18 protein-coding genes are annotated in these 20,014 nt (G+C 52.2%); 11 read left to right on the forward strand and 7 right to left on the reverse strand.

Annotation, left to right across the window (positions count from 1 at the left end):
• Positions 1 to 89: 89 nt before the first annotated feature.
• A complete protein-coding gene (locus ACJJIE_RS01415) occupies positions 90 to 1,187 on the forward strand; it encodes a glycosyltransferase (RefSeq protein WP_444893282.1) in 1,098 nt (365 codons plus the stop codon).
• Positions 1,188 to 1,235: 48 nt separating this feature from the next.
• Here ACJJIE_RS01415 and ACJJIE_RS01420 read toward each other — a convergent pair whose 3' ends face one another.
• From ACJJIE_RS01420 to ACJJIE_RS01430, 3 genes are all read right to left on the reverse strand, one after another.
• Positions 1,236 to 1,673 (reverse strand): acyloxyacyl hydrolase, encoded by a 438-nt coding sequence (locus tag ACJJIE_RS01420; RefSeq protein ID WP_444893283.1) that lies wholly within the window; start codon positions 1,671 to 1,673, stop codon positions 1,236 to 1,238.
• 246 nt (positions 1,674 to 1,919) lie between these two features.
• Positions 1,920 to 3,068 carry a sigma-70 family RNA polymerase sigma factor gene (locus ACJJIE_RS01425; RefSeq protein WP_282932036.1) on the reverse strand — a complete coding sequence of 383 codons (1,149 nt, stop codon included), beginning with the start codon at positions 3,066 to 3,068 and terminating at the stop codon, positions 1,920 to 1,922.
• A gap of 193 nt (positions 3,069 to 3,261) precedes the next feature.
• Positions 3,262 to 3,684 (reverse strand): hypothetical protein, encoded by a 423-nt coding sequence (locus ACJJIE_RS01430; RefSeq protein ID WP_282932037.1) that lies wholly within the window; start codon positions 3,682 to 3,684, stop codon positions 3,262 to 3,264.
• Positions 3,685 to 3,964: 280 nt separating this feature from the next.
• On the opposite strand from ACJJIE_RS01430, the gene ACJJIE_RS01435 reads away from it, so the two are divergent.
• Complete coding sequence (locus ACJJIE_RS01435) at positions 3,965 to 4,273, forward strand: hypothetical protein (protein WP_282932038.1); 309 nt, start codon at positions 3,965 to 3,967, stop codon at positions 4,271 to 4,273.
• Between the two features lie 91 nt (positions 4,274 to 4,364).
• On the opposite strand, the gene ACJJIE_RS01440 is transcribed toward ACJJIE_RS01435, so the two are convergent.
• The 4 genes from ACJJIE_RS01440 to ACJJIE_RS01455 form a co-directional block, all read right to left on the reverse strand.
• Complete coding sequence (locus tag ACJJIE_RS01440; protein ID WP_444893284.1) at positions 4,365 to 5,123, reverse strand: YciK family oxidoreductase; 759 nt, start codon at positions 5,121 to 5,123, stop codon at positions 4,365 to 4,367.
• Positions 5,124 to 5,175: 52 nt separating this feature from the next.
• The gene (locus tag ACJJIE_RS01445; RefSeq protein ID WP_413662676.1) at positions 5,176 to 5,835 is read right to left on the reverse strand and encodes an HAD family hydrolase; all 660 of its coding nucleotides are present in this window, start codon (positions 5,833 to 5,835) and stop codon (positions 5,176 to 5,178) included.
• A 12-nt stretch (positions 5,836 to 5,847) separates the two neighbouring features.
• The gene (gene ubiG / locus ACJJIE_RS01450; RefSeq protein WP_444893285.1) at positions 5,848 to 6,549 is read right to left on the reverse strand and encodes a bifunctional 2-polyprenyl-6-hydroxyphenol methylase/3-demethylubiquinol 3-O-methyltransferase UbiG; all 702 of its coding nucleotides are present in this window, start codon (positions 6,547 to 6,549) and stop codon (positions 5,848 to 5,850) included.
• 66 nt (positions 6,550 to 6,615) lie between these two features.
• Entirely contained in the window at positions 6,616 to 7,941 is a 1,326-nt protein-coding gene (locus ACJJIE_RS01455) for a TRZ/ATZ family hydrolase (RefSeq protein ID WP_444893286.1), read from the reverse strand.
• Positions 7,942 to 8,133: 192 nt separating this feature from the next.
• Between ACJJIE_RS01455 and gyrA the strand changes: the two genes are divergently transcribed.
• The 9 genes from gyrA (at position 8,134) to lapB (ending at position 19,981) form a co-directional block, all read left to right on the forward strand.
• On the forward strand, positions 8,134 to 10,695 hold the full coding sequence (gyrA, locus tag ACJJIE_RS01460) for a DNA gyrase subunit A (protein ID WP_444893287.1): 2,562 nt from the start codon (positions 8,134 to 8,136) through the stop codon (positions 10,693 to 10,695).
• 167 nt (positions 10,696 to 10,862) lie between these two features.
• Positions 10,863 to 11,942, forward strand: coding sequence for a 3-phosphoserine/phosphohydroxythreonine transaminase (gene serC, locus ACJJIE_RS01465; RefSeq protein WP_444893288.1), 1,080 nt, complete (start codon positions 10,863 to 10,865; stop codon positions 11,940 to 11,942).
• Between the two features lie 46 nt (positions 11,943 to 11,988).
• Complete coding sequence (gene pheA / locus ACJJIE_RS01470) at positions 11,989 to 13,092, forward strand: prephenate dehydratase (protein WP_282932042.1); 1,104 nt, start codon at positions 11,989 to 11,991, stop codon at positions 13,090 to 13,092.
• Positions 13,092 to 15,323, forward strand: a complete 2,232-nt coding sequence (locus ACJJIE_RS01475; protein WP_444893289.1) for a bifunctional prephenate dehydrogenase/3-phosphoshikimate 1-carboxyvinyltransferase — start codon at positions 13,092 to 13,094, stop codon at positions 15,321 to 15,323. Before pheA ends, ACJJIE_RS01475 begins: the two co-directional genes overlap by 1 nt.
• Before the next feature lie 74 nt (positions 15,324 to 15,397).
• On the forward strand, positions 15,398 to 16,087 hold the full coding sequence (cmk, locus tag ACJJIE_RS01480) for a (d)CMP kinase (protein WP_444893290.1): 690 nt from the start codon (positions 15,398 to 15,400) through the stop codon (positions 16,085 to 16,087).
• A 168-nt stretch (positions 16,088 to 16,255) separates the two neighbouring features.
• The gene (gene rpsA / locus ACJJIE_RS01485) at positions 16,256 to 17,935 is read left to right on the forward strand and encodes a 30S ribosomal protein S1 (RefSeq protein WP_413662670.1); all 1,680 of its coding nucleotides are present in this window, start codon (positions 16,256 to 16,258) and stop codon (positions 17,933 to 17,935) included.
• A 141-nt stretch (positions 17,936 to 18,076) separates the two neighbouring features.
• Positions 18,077 to 18,385, forward strand: coding sequence for an integration host factor subunit beta (gene ihfB / locus ACJJIE_RS01490; protein WP_282932044.1), 309 nt, complete (start codon positions 18,077 to 18,079; stop codon positions 18,383 to 18,385).
• A gap of 92 nt (positions 18,386 to 18,477) precedes the next feature.
• Positions 18,478 to 18,786, forward strand: a complete 309-nt coding sequence (locus ACJJIE_RS01495; protein ID WP_282932045.1) for a lipopolysaccharide assembly protein LapA domain-containing protein — start codon at positions 18,478 to 18,480, stop codon at positions 18,784 to 18,786.
• 1 nt (position 18,787) lies between these two features.
• The gene (gene lapB, locus ACJJIE_RS01500; RefSeq protein ID WP_282932046.1) at positions 18,788 to 19,981 is read left to right on the forward strand and encodes a lipopolysaccharide assembly protein LapB; all 1,194 of its coding nucleotides are present in this window, start codon (positions 18,788 to 18,790) and stop codon (positions 19,979 to 19,981) included.
• The last annotated feature ends 33 nt before the right edge of the window (positions 19,982 to 20,014 follow it).

The following is a 20,014-nucleotide window of genomic DNA, read 5'->3' on the forward strand; positions in this document are numbered from 1 at the left end:
ACTGGCTTGCAAATTAGTGATGATTTACTGGGAAATTATCTTATTGGAAGTCAAAATAGACCTTTTGGTTTGTTGCCACGGAAGTCAAATTGAAAGTTGTACAATTTTTGCCCAATCTAGAGCCCGGAATCACAGCAACTCTTGCGCTTGAGTTTGCAAGTGAACTGGTCAAAAACGGCCACGAGTCTCTGGTGATTTCTGCTGGTGGGCCATTGGAGGCGCGGTTTCGTCTGCACGGTAGTGACTTTATCAGCTTTCCAAAAACCACTGAGTCAATATGGTCTTTGCGGCATAAATCCCGCCTGCGTAAGATTCTTACGGGGTTGAACCCGGATATTGTCCATACCTATGGCCGTTTAACAGCTTTTCTAGCTTGGCGCGCCTTAAAGAGTGAGCCGGTTACAAGTCGGCCCAAGCTGGTACCTCTTGTGGATAAACCTTTTCCCAAAAGTTACTTAAATAAAGGTTTTCTGTCGGGAGATGGAATTATCGCAACCTCGCATGGGGTTGCAGAGAACCTGAGGAATTCCTCTGCCAAAATTGTTGAAAACTCCGTAGAGGTTATTTATCGCGGTATCAATATTCGCGAGTTTGATCGAGAGAAACCAGTGGCGAGCCAGTGGCAATTGAAGCTTTTGAATAGTTATCCTCAGCTGGAAGGGAAAAACTGGTGGCTGATGCCGGGAGAGATCTCTGCAAGTGGGGGGCAAGAAGAGTTTTTACATATGTTGGCCCAAGCTGCTGCACACAACGAAGATATTCATGGAGTGATTGTAGGGGCTTTGATGGATGATGATTTACGCTATTTGAAAAAACTGGAAGGGCTCGCGCAAGAATTGGATCTCGGCGGCAAGGTAACTTTTCTCGGTGAACGCCGTGATATGCGTGAGTTGTATGCAACTTCCCAGTTAGTATTTCAACTCGCCAGTGAGAAGGATGAGAATGCAAAGTATTCCAAGGAGGCAATGGCAATGGGGCGCCCGGTAGTCGCTTATTCTGGAGGCTGTACGGGTGAGGTTTTGCAAAATTATTTCCCCGAAGGGTTGGTGGAGCGAGGTGATATTAAATCTTTAATACAAACAAGTTTGAATTTGCTGAACAAGCCAAACAACTCGAACCCTCAAGAGTTTAGTTATGCAGCTTCAGCTGGAAAAACCATAGATTTTTTTCAGAATCTTATAAGTTAATTTGGTGGGCACGCGAGTCGCTAGTAGCTGGGCTATAGCATTGAGTCTTTAAAAACTAAGATGTCCATTTAAAGAGGCAAAATCAAAGCCGGGGTTGGGTGTATTGGTTCTGGCGTTTGAAAAGTGACTGTATCTTAATGAAAGGATGTAGCCTCTGGAAAAGCGGTACCCAAGAGCAAAGTGCAGGGCAAAATTTAGTTTGGTGCTCAATCCGATATCACCGAAGTTCTTTTGGCTTAAGTAGGACGCGCCTGCACCTGCTTCAGCAAATCCGCCCTGAAATTCATTTCGAGGGTACCAGCGGAGAATTGGTTTAATTTCGAGAATATTTTGCTGCTGTTTCTCGCTTCGATGCTCAATTCGCATATGGGAGTAACTGCCTTGGCCCCACCATTGTAATGAATTATTGCCAAGGCTAAATGAAGACAGTAAATGTGAGTAGCTAAATCCAGCCATTTCTGAAGCCGAGATAGAGCGATACTGCATCAATTCATTCCCAAGTCCTTTGCCTGCACTTACAATGAATTCAGATTCCGCGTGGATTGGCGGAGTAAGGAAGAGTCCGCAGGAAAAAATATAGGCGCAGTATTTAAAAGCACTGCACTTATCGTTAAAGACCACTGATTTACGCATAGCTTCGCGGTACTAACTGATAGGGCTGTTTTAAAGACTAGTGGGAAAGGGTTCGATGGCAAGCTCCCTAAAGAGGCTTGCCACCGGCTTCTTCCTTTTCTAGCGCCACTGCCGTTTCAGTTGTCGAAGTGCGTCAGAATGTAGTTGCCTCGCGCGCTCCTGGCTAAGCCCTAACTGCTCACCAATAACCCGAAAAGAACAGTCCTTGTCAGAAATTAACCCGTACCTCAAGTTGAGGACTGTCCTTTGTCGTGCGGGGAGACGGGCAACAGCTTCACGGAGGCGCTGAGCTAGCTCCTGGTTGGTTACCAGTTCATCGGTATTGTACAGCTCGTCAGCTGGCGCATAGTCCAGTCTGGTGCTGCTTTGGTCATCTGCAACCGGGTCATCCAGAGAGCCGGTGGGCCCAGGTAGCTTTAACAGGCTCTGAATTCTCTCAATGTCCAGTCCGGTGTGGCGGGCTAGGTTGTCATCAGATGCGGGCTGCCCCTGAGCACGGACTTCGCCAATGGCCCTGTAGATTGCTCTTAAATCATCCTGAACATTAGCCGGTTGTCGGACTAGATCTTCGTTGCGCCTTAAGGCTAATTGAATTTCTTGCTGAATCCACCAGTAGGCATAGGTGGAAAATCGATATCCCATTTGTGGTTTGAATCGCTCAATGGCTTTCATTAATCCAACATTGCCTTCTTGAATTAAATCGATAAAGGGCACAGATGGGTTGCGAAAGCGTTTTGCGATAGCAATAACCAAGCGCAGATTACATTGGATCAGTTTTTTCCGCTGTTTTTGAAAGCGTTGTAATAGCCCGATTATCCTGCTGCGACTGCGCCGATCCAAATGTTCACTTGTGAGGAGGATTTCCGTGTGAGCAATGATTAATCCATGGTCGTAGGCACCGGTGCTTCCTCGTTGTTCCACTCCCTCACTTCGCAGCTGGACCAGTTCGGTGCCGCTTTCCTGGAGGTTGAATATTAGCTTTTCCTCCAGGTCACGTAGTAGGCAGGTGGTGCTGTGTTCTTCCTCCGGGGTCAGTAGTTCAAGCCTATATAGATGCTTGAGATAGCTTTGCATTGGGGTGGTGCCGCTCTCGGAGAGGGATTCACCCGTTGCGTGGATCTCTTCCACGCCTGGGCCTTGCTCGACCTGGGGGTCGGGCTCGCTAGCGCCCTGGCAGGAGTCAGAGAGTGGTTCGCCTGTATCCTTCAGCCATTCTTCATCCCTTGAGTAAAAATGTTCTCGGGACAAGTGCTTAAACCTTCTGTTGGCTGTGTAAGTACTACACGCTGTTTAGCCTCTCAAGGCGCTTTTGGCGCCTATTCCTTTCTCACTATAGAAGAGTGTTGCTGAAAGTGCCTGGGTTGGTTGAAATTAGGAGGGTGGATTATTGACGGGAAATGATTGGGGTGGGTGCAGGCACCCACCAAGAGGGGCGCGGATACTACTTAACGCGTTTTACGCGAAGCTTTGGTCCACCGTCGGCAGGTTTCATAAAAAAGGAGCCGAACATGGCTCGTTCTACAACCACAAGGTCGCCGATTTTCCAATTTACTCCCTTAGAGTCATTTTGTTTCCACGTTTGGCCATTATTGAGGGAAATTAGACGCTTCTGGTGCGCTGCCATTTGGATTGCGACTATTTTCGCCTCAATATGTTTGGGGGCCTCTTCAGCTATCCGTTTTTGTTCTTGGCCAAACTCTTTAACTGCTTGCTGATCAAGGGAGTTGGCGATCCGGTCATAGCATCTGAGACGACCTTCTTGGGGTTTAATTTCAGAGCAGGATTTGACTTGGTTCTTTAACGAGTCCGCAAATATTGGCGAGGAGGAAAGTGCTAGCAGGGCAAAAATGATGAGGGCTTTCATAGTTCAGGGTGTCGACTTATTTGCTAATTATGACTTTTATTCTGCCTGACATGGTCGGCATGAACAAATAGATTTGGGAAAAGGCTCACACTTTTCAGCTTGCCAACATGAAAGAATTTGCGCAATAGCACAGATGACCTGAGAAGCGGCCTTAATGGCTAATTTATTTGAGATGTTGGGTTAGGTTTGAAGTCAGGGGGTGACTAACTATGCCTCTAAAAGTCTGGCAAGCTATCAATAAGCAAAAAATCATAAAAGTTAACTATCCAGGGGCGGAAAGATGAAGGGGTTGCTAACACCTGCAGCACTGTTTGCTGTTGTGATTGGGTATGTGTCTTGCGAAGGAATAAGTCTCGCGGTGTCTGACCGGTCTGCAGCTTATGCTGTGGGGATCGTGCTTAGTGAGAGTGATGATCAGTCTGTTGACTACAACCAATACTCGGGAGACGCTCAAGATATAGAGCTGTTTGATGGCTCGCATATGATGGAGTTTGAAGGTGATGTATTTGCCGATGCTCCGGAGCATATGCCGCCAGTTGGGGAAGGCTCAGGTGCAAAAGATGGCGATGAAAAGGGCTTCGGTGAATAGTTGATTAGCTACCGAGTACAATTTCGATCAAGAGTTTCATGGACAAGCGCCCGAGACCGAAGTTCGGATTCTTGTCCATGGGGCAGGGTCTCTATTTCTTCTGGGCGCTAAAATGCTTCCCGCTTATGCCGTTGCTGTCTCTACCCATTAAGTAGAGGTAGGTGGGCATAATATCTTCTGCAGAGGTTACCGACTGGGGGTTTTCTGCTGGGTAGGCAGTTGCTCGCATTGTTGTACGGGTTGCCCCGGGGTTTAGGGAGTTGACCCGGGTATTGGAAACCCCTTCCAGTTCATCGGCGAGTACCTGCATTAGCCCTTCGGTGGCAAATTTCGATACTGAATAGGCTCCCCAATAGGCTCTCCCTTTAACTCCAACGCTGGAGCTTGTAAAAATAACAGAGCCGGCTTCTGATTCCTCTAGCAGGGGCAGCATTGCCTTTGTTAGCCCAAATGCTGCATTAACATTGACCTGCATTACTTGTTGCCAAGTATTGAAATTGTAATTGCCGATAGGGGTGCGTTGCCCGAGTAGGCCGGCATTGTGCAGGAGTCCATCCAGGCGGCCAAACTCGTTGCGAATAGCTTCTGCAAGGCTCTCGAAATCCTCTATTTTTGCCGCACCCAGGTCCATGGGGAAAATAGCCGGCTGTGGCCCACCGGCAGCCTCGATTTCGTCATAGACTGCTTCTAACTTGGGAGTTGTACGCCCTAGCAAAATTACCGTCGCCCCGTGAGCGGCAAAAGTCTTTGCTGCAGTTTTACCTATGCCGTCTCCGGCACCGGTGATAAGAATAATCTTGCTATTTAATAAGTCGGAGGGCGCTTGATAGTCGCCAACAAAGTCTGACATGAAATATCCCGATACTGTCACCGGGCTTGGGTGCCCGGTATTACTTCAAGTTTCAAAAATAGTGTTGTTCTAGAAGGGGCCAAATTTCATTGGCGGAATTTACCAGGTGGTCTGCCCCCCAATTGGCGGGGTTATCTGTTGAGTCAATATAACCATATCCGCAAGCGATAGTTGGCATACCAGCCTTTTGGCCGGCGATGATATCGCGCTTGTGGTCGCCGATATAAATTGCTTCAGCGGGAGCGCAGCCAATCTGGCTGCAGGCTAAAAATAGGGGCTCGGGGTCCGGCTTGGATTTGCTGACGTGGTCAGGGCAAACAATTGCAGAGGCTGGCGGTAGATGGGTAAAGGCTTCCATCAGAGGAGTGGTGTAGGCCTCCGGTTTATTGGTGACAATCCCCCAGGGAAGGTTTTTTTCAACCAGGTTGTCGAGCAGATTGTCGATGCCAGGGAAGGTGGTCGTCTTCTCTGCAAGGTGTGCGAGGTAGAGGTCCAGTAACCTTTGTAGTAATCCTGGGAAGGCAGGGTCACCTTCTTCTTTGTTAAACCCCAATGTGACCAGCGCCCTGGAACCATTGGATACGGTTCCCCGGATCGTCTCGTCAGGCAGTGGAGGTAATTGTTCCTGTTGGCGCAGTTGATTTAATACAACAATAAAATCTGGCGCTGTATCAAGCAGGGTACCATCCAGGTCAAATAAAACGGCTTTCATTTTGCAGTTCACTTATTCTGGTTTGCTGGCATACATCAAATAATTGACGTCGACATCCCGGGGGTTCAATTTGTAGCTTCGGGTAACCGGGTTATAAGTCATACCGGTTATATCGTGCGCTTCCAGGGACTCATCGCGCAGCCAGGCGCCCATTTCTGAGGGGCGGATAAACTTACTGTATTCATGAGTGCCCTTGGGCAGTAAGCGTAGGACATATTCCGCTCCGACTACGGCAAACAGCCACCCTTTAGGGGTGCGGTTGATCGTAGAGAAGAATAGTTTACCGCCGGGTTTTACAAGTTTCGCGCAGGCGCGAATGACAGAAGAGGGGTCTGGTACATGCTCAAGCATCTCCAGGCAGGTAACAATGTCAAAGCTCTCGGGCGCTTCTTCTGCCAGTTCCTCTACTGCCACTTTGCGATAGTTGACGCTGACGCCACTTTCGAGGGCGTGGAGTTTGGCGACATTGAGTGGGGCTTCCCCTAGATCGATACCGGTAACATCGGCTCCCCTCTGTGCCATGGCTTCAGCCAGGATACCGCCACCGCAGCCCACATCGAGGAGCTTCTTACCGGCAACCGGAGCATACCCATCAATGTAATTTGCACGCAGTGGATTGATTTCGTGTAGTGGTTTGAACTCGCCTTCCTTGTCCCACCAGCGGCTGGCAAGTTGCTCAAATTTGGCGATTTCTGAGGGATCTACATTGCTCATGAACTTCTCTGCAAACTCCGTCGCTCGTAACCGGCACTTTTCAGTGATTGGGCCGGAATCAGTTATCTAGCGTAAATTTCCGCTGATTCTATCACGCCATATTTGCGCCCGCTGGATAACCTCAGTTTCGTTTAAGGTTTGTAGCTGGCGCTCCTTTAAAAGTTGTCGCCCTGCAACCCAGACATCGCTGACATTGTGTCCTCCGTTGGCATAAATCAACTGGGACACTGGGTCATGCAAAGGCTGCTGCTCTAGACCGCCGAGGTTGATAGCAGCAATGTCTGCGCTTTTACCTACCTCCAGGCTTCCGGTTATATCTTCAATTCCCAGTGCTTTGGCTCCGTTGATGGTCGCCATACTCAGTGTCTTATGCGCGGGTAGGGCTGTTGCGTTCCCGCTAACTGCTTTTGCCAGTAGTGCGGCTGTGTTGGCTTCGGAGAACAGGTCTTGGGTGTTATTGCTCGCGGCGCCATCGGTGCCCAGGGAAACGTTGATGCCGGCTTCCAGCATGTCATAGGTCGGGCAAAAGCCTGAGGCGAGCTTGAGATTGGATGATGGGCAGTGAGAAACATGGGCGCCACTTGAGCTCACTAGCTCAATATCTCGCTGGTTGGTGGCCACCATATGTACACAAAGTGTCTGCGGCCCTAGCAGTCCGAGGCGGAATAGCCGCTCGGTGGGTCGCTCTCCAGTAGCATTCAGGGCGCTTTCAACTTCAGCGTGGGTCTCGTGGAGGTGCATTTGCATGGAGATCTGCGCTTCGGCAGAGCAGACTGCAATTTTTTCCAGTGTTTTATCCCCCACGGTATAGGGGGCGTGGGGTGCAAATACCACCTCAATTCGATCGTGCGCACGGTAATCATCGCGTAACGCCAATCCTTTGTGTAGGGCCTCATCGCTATTGCGGCTCCAGGGGGTTGGGGCATCCAGCACGGGGAAGGCGATATGGGCCCTGATTCCGCTCTCCCGCGCAGCAATGGCGACGGCTTCCGGGAAGAAGTACTGATCAGAAAAAGTGGTAGTACCAGAGCGCAGCATCTCGGCAATCGCTTGCCGGCTGCCGTCAGCTACAAATTGCGGACCTACCCAGCGTTGCTCTGTCGGCCAGATGTGTTGCTCCAGCCACTCTTTAAGGGGGCGGTCATCAGCGTAGCCGCGCAATAGCGTCATGGGTGCATGGTTGTGAGTATTGATTAACCCTGGAATTAGTGCGTGTTGCCCCAGGTCGACTTCATCTTTTGCCTTAAAGCGAATTGAGGCCTCAGCTGTGGGTACCAGGGCAGAGATTTTGCCCTTTTCTATTGCGAGCGAACAATTTTCGTACACTTTTTTCTCGGGTACGACGGGTATGATCCAGCGTGCGTGGATCAGGGTATCGACAGCTTGTTGCATGAGGACTTATCTGGTGGCTGCTGTGGGGGTGTTTTACTGTAGCCGCAGTCAAAGGGGGCGACAACTGTGGTTTGGGTTGCAGTTTTATATCTCATAGTCCTGCGGCTCCAAACATCTCAAACTATGGTAGAATCGCCCGCTTATCCCGGGCACAGTACGTACGCCCGCGCTATAAAAGGAACGCCGTAAGCCATGGGCGAATTAGCCAAAGAAATCTCTCCGATTAATATCGAAGAAGAACTCAAGCAGTCTTATCTCGACTATGCCATGAGCGTGATTGTCGGGCGCGCACTGCCGGATGTACGCGATGGCCTCAAGCCGGTACACCGCCGCGTGCTCTACGCGATGAGCGAGCTTAAAAACGACTGGAATAAACCGTACAAGAAATCAGCGCGTGTCGTTGGTGATGTAATCGGTAAATATCACCCGCACGGAGACACTGCGGTCTACGACACTATTGTACGTATGGCGCAGCCGTTTTCTATGCGTTACACCTTGGTAGATGGCCAGGGTAACTTCGGTTCTATCGATGGTGACAGTCCAGCTGCCATGCGATACACCGAAATTCGTATGGATAAGTTGGCCCACGAGCTGCTGTCCGACCTCGATAAAGAAACTGTTAATTTTGTCGATAACTACGATGGTTCCGAGCAAATGCCGGAGGTGTTGCCTTCGCGTGTGCCGAACCTCTTGGTCAATGGTTCCTCCGGTATTGCGGTAGGCATGGCCACCAATATCCCTCCCCATAATCTGGGTGAGGTGATCAAGGCTTGCCTGGCTCTGATCAATAATTCCGAGTTGACCGTCGACGACCTGATGGAGTACATCCCCGGGCCGGACTTCCCCACGGGCGCCATCATCAATGGCCGCGCCGGTATTCTCCTTGCCTACCGCACTGGCCGTGGCCGCATTTATGTGCGTGCCAAAGCAGATGTGATCCGCGATGACAAGACCAATCGCGAAACCATCATCATTACTGAGATCCCCTTCCAGTTGAATAAAGCGCGCTTGATCGAGCGTATTGCTGAGCTGGTGAAAGAGAAAAAGATCGAGGGTATCTCTGAGCTGCGCGATGAGTCCGACAAAGACGGCTTGCGCGTAGTGATTGAGCTTAAGCGGGGAGAGCTGGGTGATGTGGTTCTGAATAACCTCTATTCCCAGACCCAGCTGGAAAGCGTCTTCGGTATCAATATGGTGGCCCTGGTCGATGGCCAGCCCAAGGTATTGAATCTCAAAGAGCTGCTCGAGCACTTTATTCGCCACCGTCAGGAAGTGGTTACCCGTCGCACGGTCTACCTGTTGCGCAAAGCCCGCGAGCGCGGTCATATCCTGGAAGGTCAGGCAATTGCTATTGCCAATATCGACCCGGTTATTGAGCTGATCAAATCTTCCGCCACGCCGGCAGATGCCCGCGAGGCGCTGCTGGCCAAGGGTTGGAAGGTAGGGAATGTACAGCAATTCCTGGAGCGCGCTGGCGCCGATGCCTGCCGACCGGACGATCTGCCGCAAGAGTTTGGTTTGCGTGATGGTGTTTACTACCTGTCTCCGGCCCAGGTCCAGGCTATCCTCGAGTTACGCCTGCACCGTCTGACCGGTATGGAGCATGACAAGCTGCTGGCAGAATACCAGGAGCGACTGGAACAGATTGCTGAATACCTGCATATCCTCGGTAGCTTCGAGCGTCTGATGGAAGTGATCCGCGAAGAGTTAGAGCAGCTGTCAAAGGACTTTAACGATGAGCGTCGTACCGATATCGTTGCGTCTCGCCAGGATCTGACCGTTGAAGACCTGATTACCCCGGAAGATAAGGTAGTAACTATCTCCCACGGTGGTTATGCCAAGAGCCAGCCTCTGACGGATTACCAGGCCCAGCGCCGTGGTGGTATGGGTAAATCCGCGACCCAGGTAAAAGACGAGGACTTCGTCGAGCATCTATTGATCGCCAACTCCCATGACACCCTTCTGTGCTTCTCCAATAAGGGCAAGGTGTACTGGCTGAAAGTCTACGAAGTGCCCACCGCTGGCCGAGCCTCCCGTGGTCGCCCAATGGTTAATATGCTGCCTCTGGAAGAGGGCGAGCGTATCAGTAGCATGATGCCGGTGTCCGAGTACGACGAAAATCACTTTATCTTCTTCACCACTGCCAATGGCACCGTGAAGAAAACCCCCCTCACCGCTTTTGCCCGTCCCCGCAGTGTTGGTTTGCGTGCAATTGAATTGGAGGAGGGCGATCGCCTGGTAGCCACTGCGATTACCGATGGTGAGCGCGATGTAGCGCTGTTTACCAGCGCCGGTAAGGCAGCGCGCTTCTCCGAGTCCAATGTCCGCTCTATGGGCCGTGTTTCCCGTGGTGTTCGCGGTATTCGTATGCAGGAAGGTCAGCAGGTTATCGCTATGGTTATCCCTGAAGAGGGTGGCTCTGTGATGATGGCTACTGAGAATGGTTACGGTAAGCGCACAGCTATCAGCGAATTCCCCACTAAGGGACGCGGTACCCAGGGTGTTATTGCGATCGCGGAAAGTGAACGTAACGGTGCCTTGGTTGGGGCCTGTCAGGTGCACCCAGGTGAGGAGATGATGTTGATCTCCGACCAGGGCACTCTGGTGCGTACCCGTGTTGATGAAGTGTCTGTACTTGGGCGCAACACGCAGGGGGTGCGAGTGATTCGCCTGAAGACTGGCGAGAAGCTGGTTGGCCTCGGTCGCATTGAAGAGACCGAAGATGACGGTGAAGAAAACGGTGGGGAAGAGTGACCCACCGCTCCAGACCACTAAGAAAGGCTGCGTTTATCGCGGCCTTTCTTGCCTTTGGCTCCCACGAAAAACGCTAAAGGCGCGATATCTATCCCTCTGAATGGCAATTTGTGCGTAGACACATCTAGTTGTATTTGAAACCTTTTTTGTATTGTGGAAATCAGCTCATGAGGAAGTTTAATTTCTGTGCAGGCCCTGCCGCTTTACCGCAGCCCGTACTGGAGCGGGCGCAAAGGGAGTTGCTCAATTGGCAAGGGCTCGGTTGCTCTGTAATGGAGGTCAGCCACCGCTCTCCAGAGTTTGTTGAAGTAGCTGAGCGGGCCGAACAGGACCTCCGCGATCTGCTCAGTGTGCCGAGCAACTACAAAGTGTTGTTTCTTCAGGGCGGGGCAACTGGGCAATTCAGTGCCGTGCCCTGGAATCTTCTCGGTGCCGGCTCATCCAAAGCTGAATTTATACACTCTGGTAGTTGGGCGGCCAAGGCGATCAAAGAGGCTCGTCGCTATGGTGAGGTAAATGTGGTTGCATCCAGTGAGGATCGCAACTTCAGCTATGCACCTGCGGCAGACAGCTGGCAGTCGAGTGGTGATGCGGCTTATTTCCACTATACCCCCAACGAGACAATTGGCGGTGTTGAGTTTGGCTATGTGCCGGAAGTGGAGTGCCCGCTGGTGGCGGATATGTCCTCAACTATTTTGTCTCAACCGATTGAGGTGGAAAAGTTCGGCGTTATCTATGCCGGCGCGCAGAAAAACATTGGCCCCTCAGGTATCGCTGTAGCCTTGGTTCGGGATGATTTACTCGATCGCTCACTGGAAAATATTCCTCGCAGTTTGAGCTGGAAGGTGGCTGCAGAAGCGGGCTCTATGGATAACACGCCGCCTACTTTCGCTTGGTACTTATCTGGTCTTGTCTTCCAGTGGTTGAAAGATCAGGGGGGAGTTGATGCGATGGCTAAGCAGGCCGATGCTAAATCCAAAATGCTGTACGACTTCCTCGATAGCAGTGACTTTTTCTCCAGTCCGGTTGAGGAGGGAAGTCGCTCCCGCATGAATGTGCCCTTTGTATTGGCTGACGATCGCCTGGATAAGCAGTTTTTGATTGAGTCAGAAGAAGCGGGTTTGTTGAGCTTAAAGGGGCACCGCTCTGTGGGTGGTATGCGTGCGTCGCTATATAACGCCGTTCCCATGGAGGCAGTGGAAGCGCTTGTGGCATTTATGGCGGATTTTGAAGCGCGCAAGGCTTAGGTGGTTAATTCAATCTTGATGATTTCTAGAGAAAGTAGATAGACGAATGGCAGAGGAAACTGTGAGTGGCGACCAGCGACTGCTGGAGCTGCGCAATCAGATCGACAGTATTGATGGAGAGATTGCTCGCTTAATTAGTGAGCGGGCTCGCTGTGCCCTGGAGGTTGCAGAGGTTAAGAAAGCTACTGGCGAGGATGCTCTCTATTATCGGCCGGAGCGTGAAGCACAAGTGCTGCGCAAGGCTATGGAGCGCAATAATGGCCCGCTGACTGATGAAGAAATGGCGCGACTGTTTCGCGAAATTATGTCGGCCTGCCTGGCCTTGGAAGAGCCCGTCAAAGTGGCCTACCTGGGCCCTGAAGGTACCTTTACCCAGCAGGCGGCATTAAAGCACTTCGGCAACTCTGCCCAGAGCCGGCCGCTGGCGGCAATTGATGAAGTTTTCCGTGAGGTAGAAGCAGGGGCCGTCAGTTACGGTGTTGTGCCGGTAGAAAACTCTACCGAAGGGGTGATCAATCACACCCTGGACAACTTTATGCACTCCAACCTGAGTATCTGCGGTGAGGTGGAGCTGCGTATCCATCATCACTTGATGATCTCAGATGTAACGCGCCCAGAGTCAATCACTCGTATTTATTCCCATGCGCAGAGCCTGGCGCAGTGCCGCAAGTGGCTTGATGCCCATTATCCCAATGTGGAACGTGTTGCAGTTGCCAGCAATGCGGATGCGGCCAAGCGCGTTAAGGGTGAGTGGAATGCTGCGGCGATAGCTGGCGATATGGCAGCGGAACTCTACGGGCTGAAGGTGCTGTCGGAGAAAATAGAAGATCGCCCGGATAATTCCACCCGCTTCTTGATTATTGGTACCCAGCAAGTGCCTGCGAGCGGGGATGATAAAACCTCATTGATGGTATCAATGCGCAATGAGCCAGGTGCTCTGCACGATCTCCTGGAGCCGTTTCGTCGCTACAGTGTCGATTTGACTCGGGTAGAGACCCGGCCATCGCAGTCTGGCAATTGGACCTATGTGTTCTTTATCGATTTTAGCGGCCACCGCGATACCCAGGGGATTGCCGAGGCGCTAAAAGAGGTTGGAGGCTGTGCCTCAGATCTGAAAGTGCTGGGTTCCTACCCTCGCGGAGTGCTGTGATGGCGCAAGCTCAAATTGGCCGACTGCTGGTTGTTGGGATCGGTTTAATTGGGGGGAGTTTTGCCCTTGCACTGAAAGCTGCCAGGGCTTGCCGAGAGGTTATCGGGGTCGCTCTGGAAGAGAGTGTCTGCGATGAAGCCAGGGCGCTCGGTATTGTTGATCGGGCCAGCACCAGTCTAGAGCTGGTATTGCCGCAGCTGGAGCCGGGCGATTTGGTGTTTGTGGCTGTGCCGACACTGGCGATTGAGTCTGTATTCGCGCAGCTTAAAGAACACCTGCCGGCGGGAGTCACTGTGACAGATGGCGCCAGCGTAAAAGGTAGCGTGGTGGCAGCGGCAGAAAAAGTGTGGGGAAGTGCTCCAGATTTTTTGGTGCCAGGGCATCCAATCGCTGGCTCTGAAAAAAGTGGTGTTACCGCGGCGAGAGATGACCTCTATAGGGATCACCGCATTATCCTGACGCCGCTTGCGAATACAGGGGCTGCTCATTTGCAGCTCGTGGAGCGAGCATGGCAGGCCGTGGGAGCTGAGCCCCTGACAATGTCAGTGGAGGAGCACGACGAGGTTCTGGCTGCTACGAGCCATCTTCCCCATGTCATCGCTTTTAGCCTTGTGGACACTTTGGCCCACGATGCGGAAAACGAAAATATCTTCCGTTATGCGGCGGGAGGCTTCCGTGACTTTACTCGTATCGCTTCCAGTGACCCGGTTATGTGGCGAGATATTATGCTCGCCAATCGGGATGCCATCTTAAAGGCCATCGACCTATACAGCCTCAACCTTTCTTCCCTGCGCGACGCTATTGCCTCGGGTGATAGCGCTGCCCTGATGGGGGTTTTTACTCGCGCCAAAGCGGCACGGGATCACTTTACCAAAATGTTGGCAAAACAAGCGTATTCGGAACCTATGCAAGAACAAGAGATTACTTTTATCGTGCAGCCGGGCGAGGCTGTAAATGGCAAGCTCAGGGTGCCGGGGGACAAATCCATGTCGCACCGCTCAATTATGCTGGGCTCCCTGGCCGAGGGAGTTACAGAAGTTGAGGGCTTTCTGGAGGGGGAGGACGCACTGGCAACCCTGCAGGCTTTCCGCGATATGGGGGTCGTAATTGAGGGGCCGGACAATGGTCGGGTTGTAATTCATGGCGTAGGACTTAATGGCTTGCAGGCACCGCCCGGACCGCTATATCTCGGTAACTCCGGGACCTCCATGCGCCTGTTGGCTGGATTGCTTGCCGGGCAGGATTTCGACGTAACACTCACTGGTGATGATTCCCTGTCAAAACGCCCGATGAATCGCGTGGCTAATCCTCTGCGTGAGATGGGTGCAAATATTGAGACTGGCCCGGAAGGTCGTCCGCCGCTTTTGATTAAGGGTAGTAGTGCGTTGAAAGGGATCGATTACCCGCTGCCGATGGCCAGTGCCCAGGTGAAATCAGCGGTATTGCTGGCTGGGCTCTATAGTGAGGGTCAAACGTCTACCGTTGAGCCGGCGCCCACTAGAGATCATACCGAGCGCATGTTGCAGGGCTTTGGTTATAAGGTGGAGCGGGATGGTGCTCAGGCTAAGTTGGTGGGCGGTGGCTCACTGAAATCCTGTCGCATCGATGTGCCTGCCGATATTTCTTCAGCCGCATTCTTTATGGTTGCTGCCGCTATCTCTCCCGGTTCCGATGTTGTGCTGGAGCATGTGGGGATCAACCCCACCCGCGATGGGGTTATCAATATCCTCCGTGCAATGGGCGGCAATGTTGAATTGCTGAATATGCGCGAAGTGGGCGGTGAGCCGGTGGCGGATATTCGTGTTCGCTATGCGCCCTTGAAGGGAATTCGCATCCCTGAGGATCAGGTGCCCCTGGCGATTGATGAGTTTCCCGCATTGTTTGTTGCGGCAGCTTGTGCAGAAGGTGAGACCGTCCTGACTGGTGCGGAGGAGTTGCGGGTCAAGGAAAGTGACCGGATTCAGGCGATGGCAAATGGCTTGATTGCACTTGGGGTAAAAGCTGAGCCAACACCGGACGGTATCGTGATCCAGGGCTGCAAAGAGGGTGTGGTATTTTCTGGAGGCACCGTCGATAGCTTGGGGGATCACCGTATTGCTATGGCGTTTGCAGTGTCATCGCTGCGCGCAAAGGATACAATCCGCATCCTTCACTGCGCCAATGTGGCGACCTCATTCCCGAACTTTGCCGAACTGGCAACGGGCGCGGGTCTCAAGTTGCAGTTGGCGTGACACGGGCATTCAGGTTTGGGCGGTTGTGGTTCGCTTGAGTGCATCCGCCAGAGATGTTGAGTTGTAAAGAAAATATGAGTGATACAAACGGGTTGCCACCAGTAGTTACCATTGATGGTCCCAGTGGTTCGGGTAAGGGAACCATTGCAAAGCTTTTGGCTGATCGCTTGAGCTTTTCCTTGTTGGACTCCGGGGCCCTTTATCGGGCTGCCGCTTTGGCCGCACTTAATAAGGAGGTTGACCTCTCCAATGACAAGTTGCTGACTGAATTGGCGAAAGACCTCGATGTACGCTTTACCGTGAGTGCCGGTCAGTTGCAGGTGTGGCTGGAAGAGAGTGATGTCACCGCAGATATCCGTATGGAGCGGGTAAGCATGGCCGCGTCCAAGGTCGCGGCAATTCCCGGAGTGCGGGCAGCGCTGCTGCAGCGCCAGCGGGACTTCCGTCAAGCCCCCGGCTTGGTTGCCGATGGTCGGGATATGGGCACTACCGTGTTTCCCGACGCGCCGGTCAAGGTTTACCTAACCGCCAGCGCCGAGGAGCGCGCTAACAGGCGTTTCGCTCAGTTGCAGGATAAGGGGGTTTCTGTTAGCCTCCGCGACCTGCTGGAGGACATCCGTGCCCGAGATGCACAGGATATGAACAGAAAAGCCTCCCCCCTGGCTCCCGCTGAGGATGCGGTTGAGCTGGATAGTACGGGGGTGAGTATCGATGAAGTCCTCCGAAAAGTGCTCGATTTAGTTCAGGACCGTATTTCACCCTGAAGTTCGGGCAGTAAATAGTTTTCTAACGACAGCGGCCGGGATCAGCCAGAATCGCCCGGCCGTTATCGTAATCCGACCCGCGTGCTGGCAGCGCGGTTGGGGTCGCGGCTGGCGGTTGACTAGACTTAACAGTTACCAACGGCTGGACCCAGCACTATAGGTAATGTAATGAGCGAGAGCTTTGCTGATCTATTTGAAGAGAGCCTGAAAAGCGTTGAAATGGCACCGGGCGCAATTGTTACTGGTGTTGTAATCGACGTAGATAAAGACTGGGTTACCGTTCACGCGGGCCTGAAGTCTGAAGGCGTTATCCCTGCTGCACAATTCGCCAACGATAAAGGTGAAGTTGAGCTGCAGGTGGGCGACGAAGTACAGGTTGCCCTGGAAGCTGTAGAAGACGGTTTCGGTGAAACCCGTCTGTCCCGCGAAAAAGCCAAGCGCGCTGAAGCCTGGAAAATCCTCGACGCAGCTCACGCAGCTGACGAAGTGGTTAAAGGTGTTATCAGCGGTAAGGTTAAAGGTGGCTTTACTGTTGATGTTGCCAATATCCGTGCGTTCCTGCCCGGCTCTCTGGTTGACGTTCGTCCGGTTCGCGACACCGCGCACCTGGAAGGTAAAGAGCTCGAGTTCAAAGTTATCAAGCTGGACTCCAAGCGCAACAACGTAGTTGTTTCCCGCCGCGCCGTTATGGAAGCTGCCACCTCCGAAGAGCGTGAAGCTCTGCTGGAAAGCCTGCAGGAAGGCATGAGCGTCAAGGGTATCGTGAAGAACCTGACCGACTACGGTGCTTTCGTAGACCTGGGCGGCATCGACGGCCTGCTGCACATCACCGATATGGCTTGGAAGCGCATCAAGCATCCGAGCGAGATCGTGAACGTTGGCGACGAGATCGAAGTAAAAGTACTGAAGTTCGACCGCGAGCGCAGCCGTGTATCCCTGGGCCTGAAGCAGTTGGGCGAAGATCCTTGGGTATCCATCAAGCAGCGTTACCCAGAGAACAGCCGCGTGAAGGCTGTTGTAACCAACCTGACCGACTACGGCTGCTTTGCCGAGCTGGAAGAAGGTGTGGAAGGTCTGGTACACGTTTCCGAAATGGATTGGACCAACAAGAACATTCACCCATCCAAAGTTGTCCAGGTTGGCGACGAGGTAGAGGTGATGATCCTGGATATCGACGAAGAGCGTCGTCGTATCTCCCTGGGTATCAAGCAGTGCCAGGAAAATCCGTGGGATGCCTTCGCGCGTAAATTCGCTAAGGGCGACAAGATCTCCGGTAAGATCAAGTCCATCACTGACTTTGGTATCTTCATTGGTCTCGACGGCAGCATCGACGGTCTGGTTCACCTGTCCGACATCTCCTGGAACGAAGCTGGCGAAGAAGCTGTTCGCAAGTTCAAGAAAGGCGACGAAATCGAGACTGTTATCCTGGGCATCGATTCCGAGCGTGAGCGTATCTCCCTGGGCATCAAGCAGTTGGAGTCCGATCCGTTCTCCGACTACGTTACCACCAGCGATCGCGGTAGCATCGTTGTAGGTACTGTTAAGGAAGTTGACGCTAAGCAAGCAGTAATCACCCTGGCGGACGAAGTAGAAGGCGTGCTGCGCGCTTCTGAAATCAGCCGCGACAAGGTTGAAGATGCTCGCAACGTTCTGAAAGAAGGCGAAGAAGTAGAAGCTAAGATCACCAGCGTGGATCGCAAGAACCGCGTGATCAGCCTGTCTATCAAAGCCAAAGACCAGGACGACGAGAAGCAAGCTATCAAGGATCACAGCAAGAAGCAGTCTGAACAAGTTCAGCCCGCTACTATCGGTGACCTGATCAAGGCTCAAATGAATAACAAAGACTAATCGTCTTTGAGTGTTCATAGCTCCAAATGGATCATTTGGAGCGACCCGAAAGCCGGACTGGGGTTGCCCAGTCCGGCTTTCTATTAGATGATTGGTGCTCTACTCCAGAATAATCAATGACTTACAAAGGTTGCGGAGCGCATGACCAAGTCCGAACTGATCGAAAGGATTGCGTTGAGGTTGGATCAGCTGCCAGTTAAGGATGTAGAGCTGGCGGTAAAAGTGGTGCTCGACACCATGTCAGATGCCCTGTCCCAGGGTGAGCGTATAGAGATACGCGGCTTTGGTAGCTTTTCTCTTCACTATCGAGCCCCGCGTACGGGCCGGAATCCCAAAACTGGGGATGCGGTTGATCTCGCCGGGAAATATGTCCCGCATTTCAAGCCTGGCAAAGAATTACGCGACAGAGTGAATCGAAGTATGCATGATGAGGCGAGTATCGAAGTATGATTGCTCCCTGGCAGCAGTATATGTACTGCTATTAACAGGGATGAGCTTCGTCGTTATTCGATAAAGTTATTTTGTGGAACGTGGAGGTTCCCTTGTCATTTTTGCGTTGGCTGACACGCATCGTCTATGGGGTCGTCGCCCTGCTGTGTATTGCTTTGGGGGTCTATTTCGCAGTTGCTAATCCGGAGACTGTCGCGCCAAATATTGTGGGCTATCAACTGCCGTCGGGAAGCGTGGGCTTCTGGCTTATCGGTTTCTTGTTATTGGGGTTGCTTCTGGGTTTTGTTGTCAGTCTGCAGCCTATTTTTATCAAGCGTCGCCAAGTACGGGCGCTCGAGAAGCAGTTGAAGAAAATGGAGCGGGAGCTACACTCCGCCCACCGCAAGGCCTCTGGAGACTGATTTGCTCGATTTTACCTATTTCTTTTTCCTGCTTGCGGCAATCGCGATCGGCTGGGTGCTGGGGCGAGGCAGTGCCAAAAAGAAAGTAGAAGATTACAGTGAGCAAGAACATGCCTTAGTGCGTTCATACGCGCAGGGCCTGAATTATTTGTTGAGCGAGCGCCACGACGACACCATCGATAAATTTATTGACTCCCTAGAGGTCAGTCAGGCTACTTTTGATACCCATCTGGCCCTTGGGAGCTTATTGCGCCGAAGAGGTGAATACGACCAAGCGATTCGAGTCCATCAAAATCTACTTGGTCGTCCCAGTTTGTCCAGAGTTAGTCAAAATAAGGCCCAGCTTGAACTCGCGTGCGATTATATTTCTGCGGGCTGGTTGGATAGGGCTGAGCGCTTGCTGCAAGAGTTGGTTGAAACTTCCCAGGAACTGAAGGCTGTTAGTCTGGAGCGCCTGATTGAGGTCTATCGGGATGAAAGAGAGTGGGCTAAAGCAATCCATGCAGTAAACCTGTTGCACGGTCGACGGTTCAAGCGCCTCTCAGCTGACTGGGCGCCGGTTCAAGCTCATTTTTGCTGTGAATTGGCAGAGGAGTCTATAGCGGCAAAGGATTACCTCAGTGCGCGGAAGCATATCGACTCCGCCCTGAGTTATGAGCGCAGCTCGGTACGGGCAAATTTGCTGTGGGGGCGCCTTGAATACCTGCTTGGCAAACCAAAAGAGGCTATTAAGGTATTGCAGCGAATTCCCAAGCAAAGTCCGGACTATATTCCTGAAATCCTCGAGTTGTTGATCACTTGTTACGGGGATTTGGGGGATGGCAAAGGATTGGATCGCTATCTTGAATCCTTGTTGAGGGAGCACCCATCGAATAGCGTATTAATTGCCCTGACCGAGCGTATTCAAAAGCAAGATAGCGAGGCCGCAGCGGCGGCATTTATGGGGAAGCAGTTGGCGCTGCGCCCATCATTGAGGGGGTTGGGACGTTTTCTCGATCTTCATATAGACAGTACAGAGGGTAGGGCGAGAGAGAACCTAGCCTTACTCAAAACATTAATTGATCAACTAATAGCAAGTCGCCCTCACTACCGCTGCAGCAATTGCGGGTTTTCGGGCAACCAGTTGCACTGGTTATGCCCGAGTTGTAAGCACTGGGATTCGGTGCGCTCCGTTAAGGGGATTGAGGGCGAGTAGGTTAACTATTGCTTCGCTTGTCAGGCCGACTGC

The organism is Microbulbifer maximicatervae (SeqCode), assembly GCF_052467325.1.

What these genes read in the sequence shown, in the direction of transcription:
- ACJJIE_RS01420 (WP_444893283.1), bottom strand. Translation starts at nt 1,673, where the DNA reads ATGCAGTATCGCTCTATCTCGGCTTCAGAAATGGCTGGATTTAGCTAC.
- ACJJIE_RS01430 (WP_282932037.1), bottom strand. Translation starts at nt 3,684, where the DNA reads ATGAAAGCCCTCATCATTTTTGCCCTGCTAGCACTTTCCTCCTCGCCA.
- ACJJIE_RS01435 (WP_282932038.1), top strand. Translation starts at nt 3,965, where the DNA reads ATGAAGGGGTTGCTAACACCTGCAGCACTGTTTGCTGTTGTGATTGGG.
- ACJJIE_RS01440 (WP_444893284.1), bottom strand. Translation starts at nt 5,123, where the DNA reads ATGTCAGACTTTGTTGGCGACTATCAAGCGCCCTCCGACTTATTAAAT.
- ACJJIE_RS01445 (WP_413662676.1), bottom strand. Translation starts at nt 5,835, where the DNA reads ATGAAAGCCGTTTTATTTGACCTGGATGGTACCCTGCTTGATACAGCG.
- ubiG (WP_444893285.1), bottom strand. Translation starts at nt 6,549, where the DNA reads ATGAGCAATGTAGATCCCTCAGAAATCGCCAAATTTGAGCAACTTGCC.
- ACJJIE_RS01455 (WP_444893286.1), bottom strand. Translation starts at nt 7,941, where the DNA reads ATGCAACAAGCTGTCGATACCCTGATCCACGCACGCTGGATCATACCC.
- gyrA (WP_444893287.1), top strand. Translation starts at nt 8,134, where the DNA reads ATGGGCGAATTAGCCAAAGAAATCTCTCCGATTAATATCGAAGAAGAA.
- serC (WP_444893288.1), top strand. Translation starts at nt 10,863, where the DNA reads ATGAGGAAGTTTAATTTCTGTGCAGGCCCTGCCGCTTTACCGCAGCCC.
- pheA (WP_282932042.1), top strand. Translation starts at nt 11,989, where the DNA reads ATGGCAGAGGAAACTGTGAGTGGCGACCAGCGACTGCTGGAGCTGCGC.
- ACJJIE_RS01475 (WP_444893289.1), top strand. Translation starts at nt 13,092, where the DNA reads ATGGCGCAAGCTCAAATTGGCCGACTGCTGGTTGTTGGGATCGGTTTA.
- cmk (WP_444893290.1), top strand. Translation starts at nt 15,398, where the DNA reads ATGAGTGATACAAACGGGTTGCCACCAGTAGTTACCATTGATGGTCCC.
- rpsA (WP_413662670.1), top strand. Translation starts at nt 16,256, where the DNA reads ATGAGCGAGAGCTTTGCTGATCTATTTGAAGAGAGCCTGAAAAGCGTT.
- ihfB (WP_282932044.1), top strand. Translation starts at nt 18,077, where the DNA reads ATGACCAAGTCCGAACTGATCGAAAGGATTGCGTTGAGGTTGGATCAG.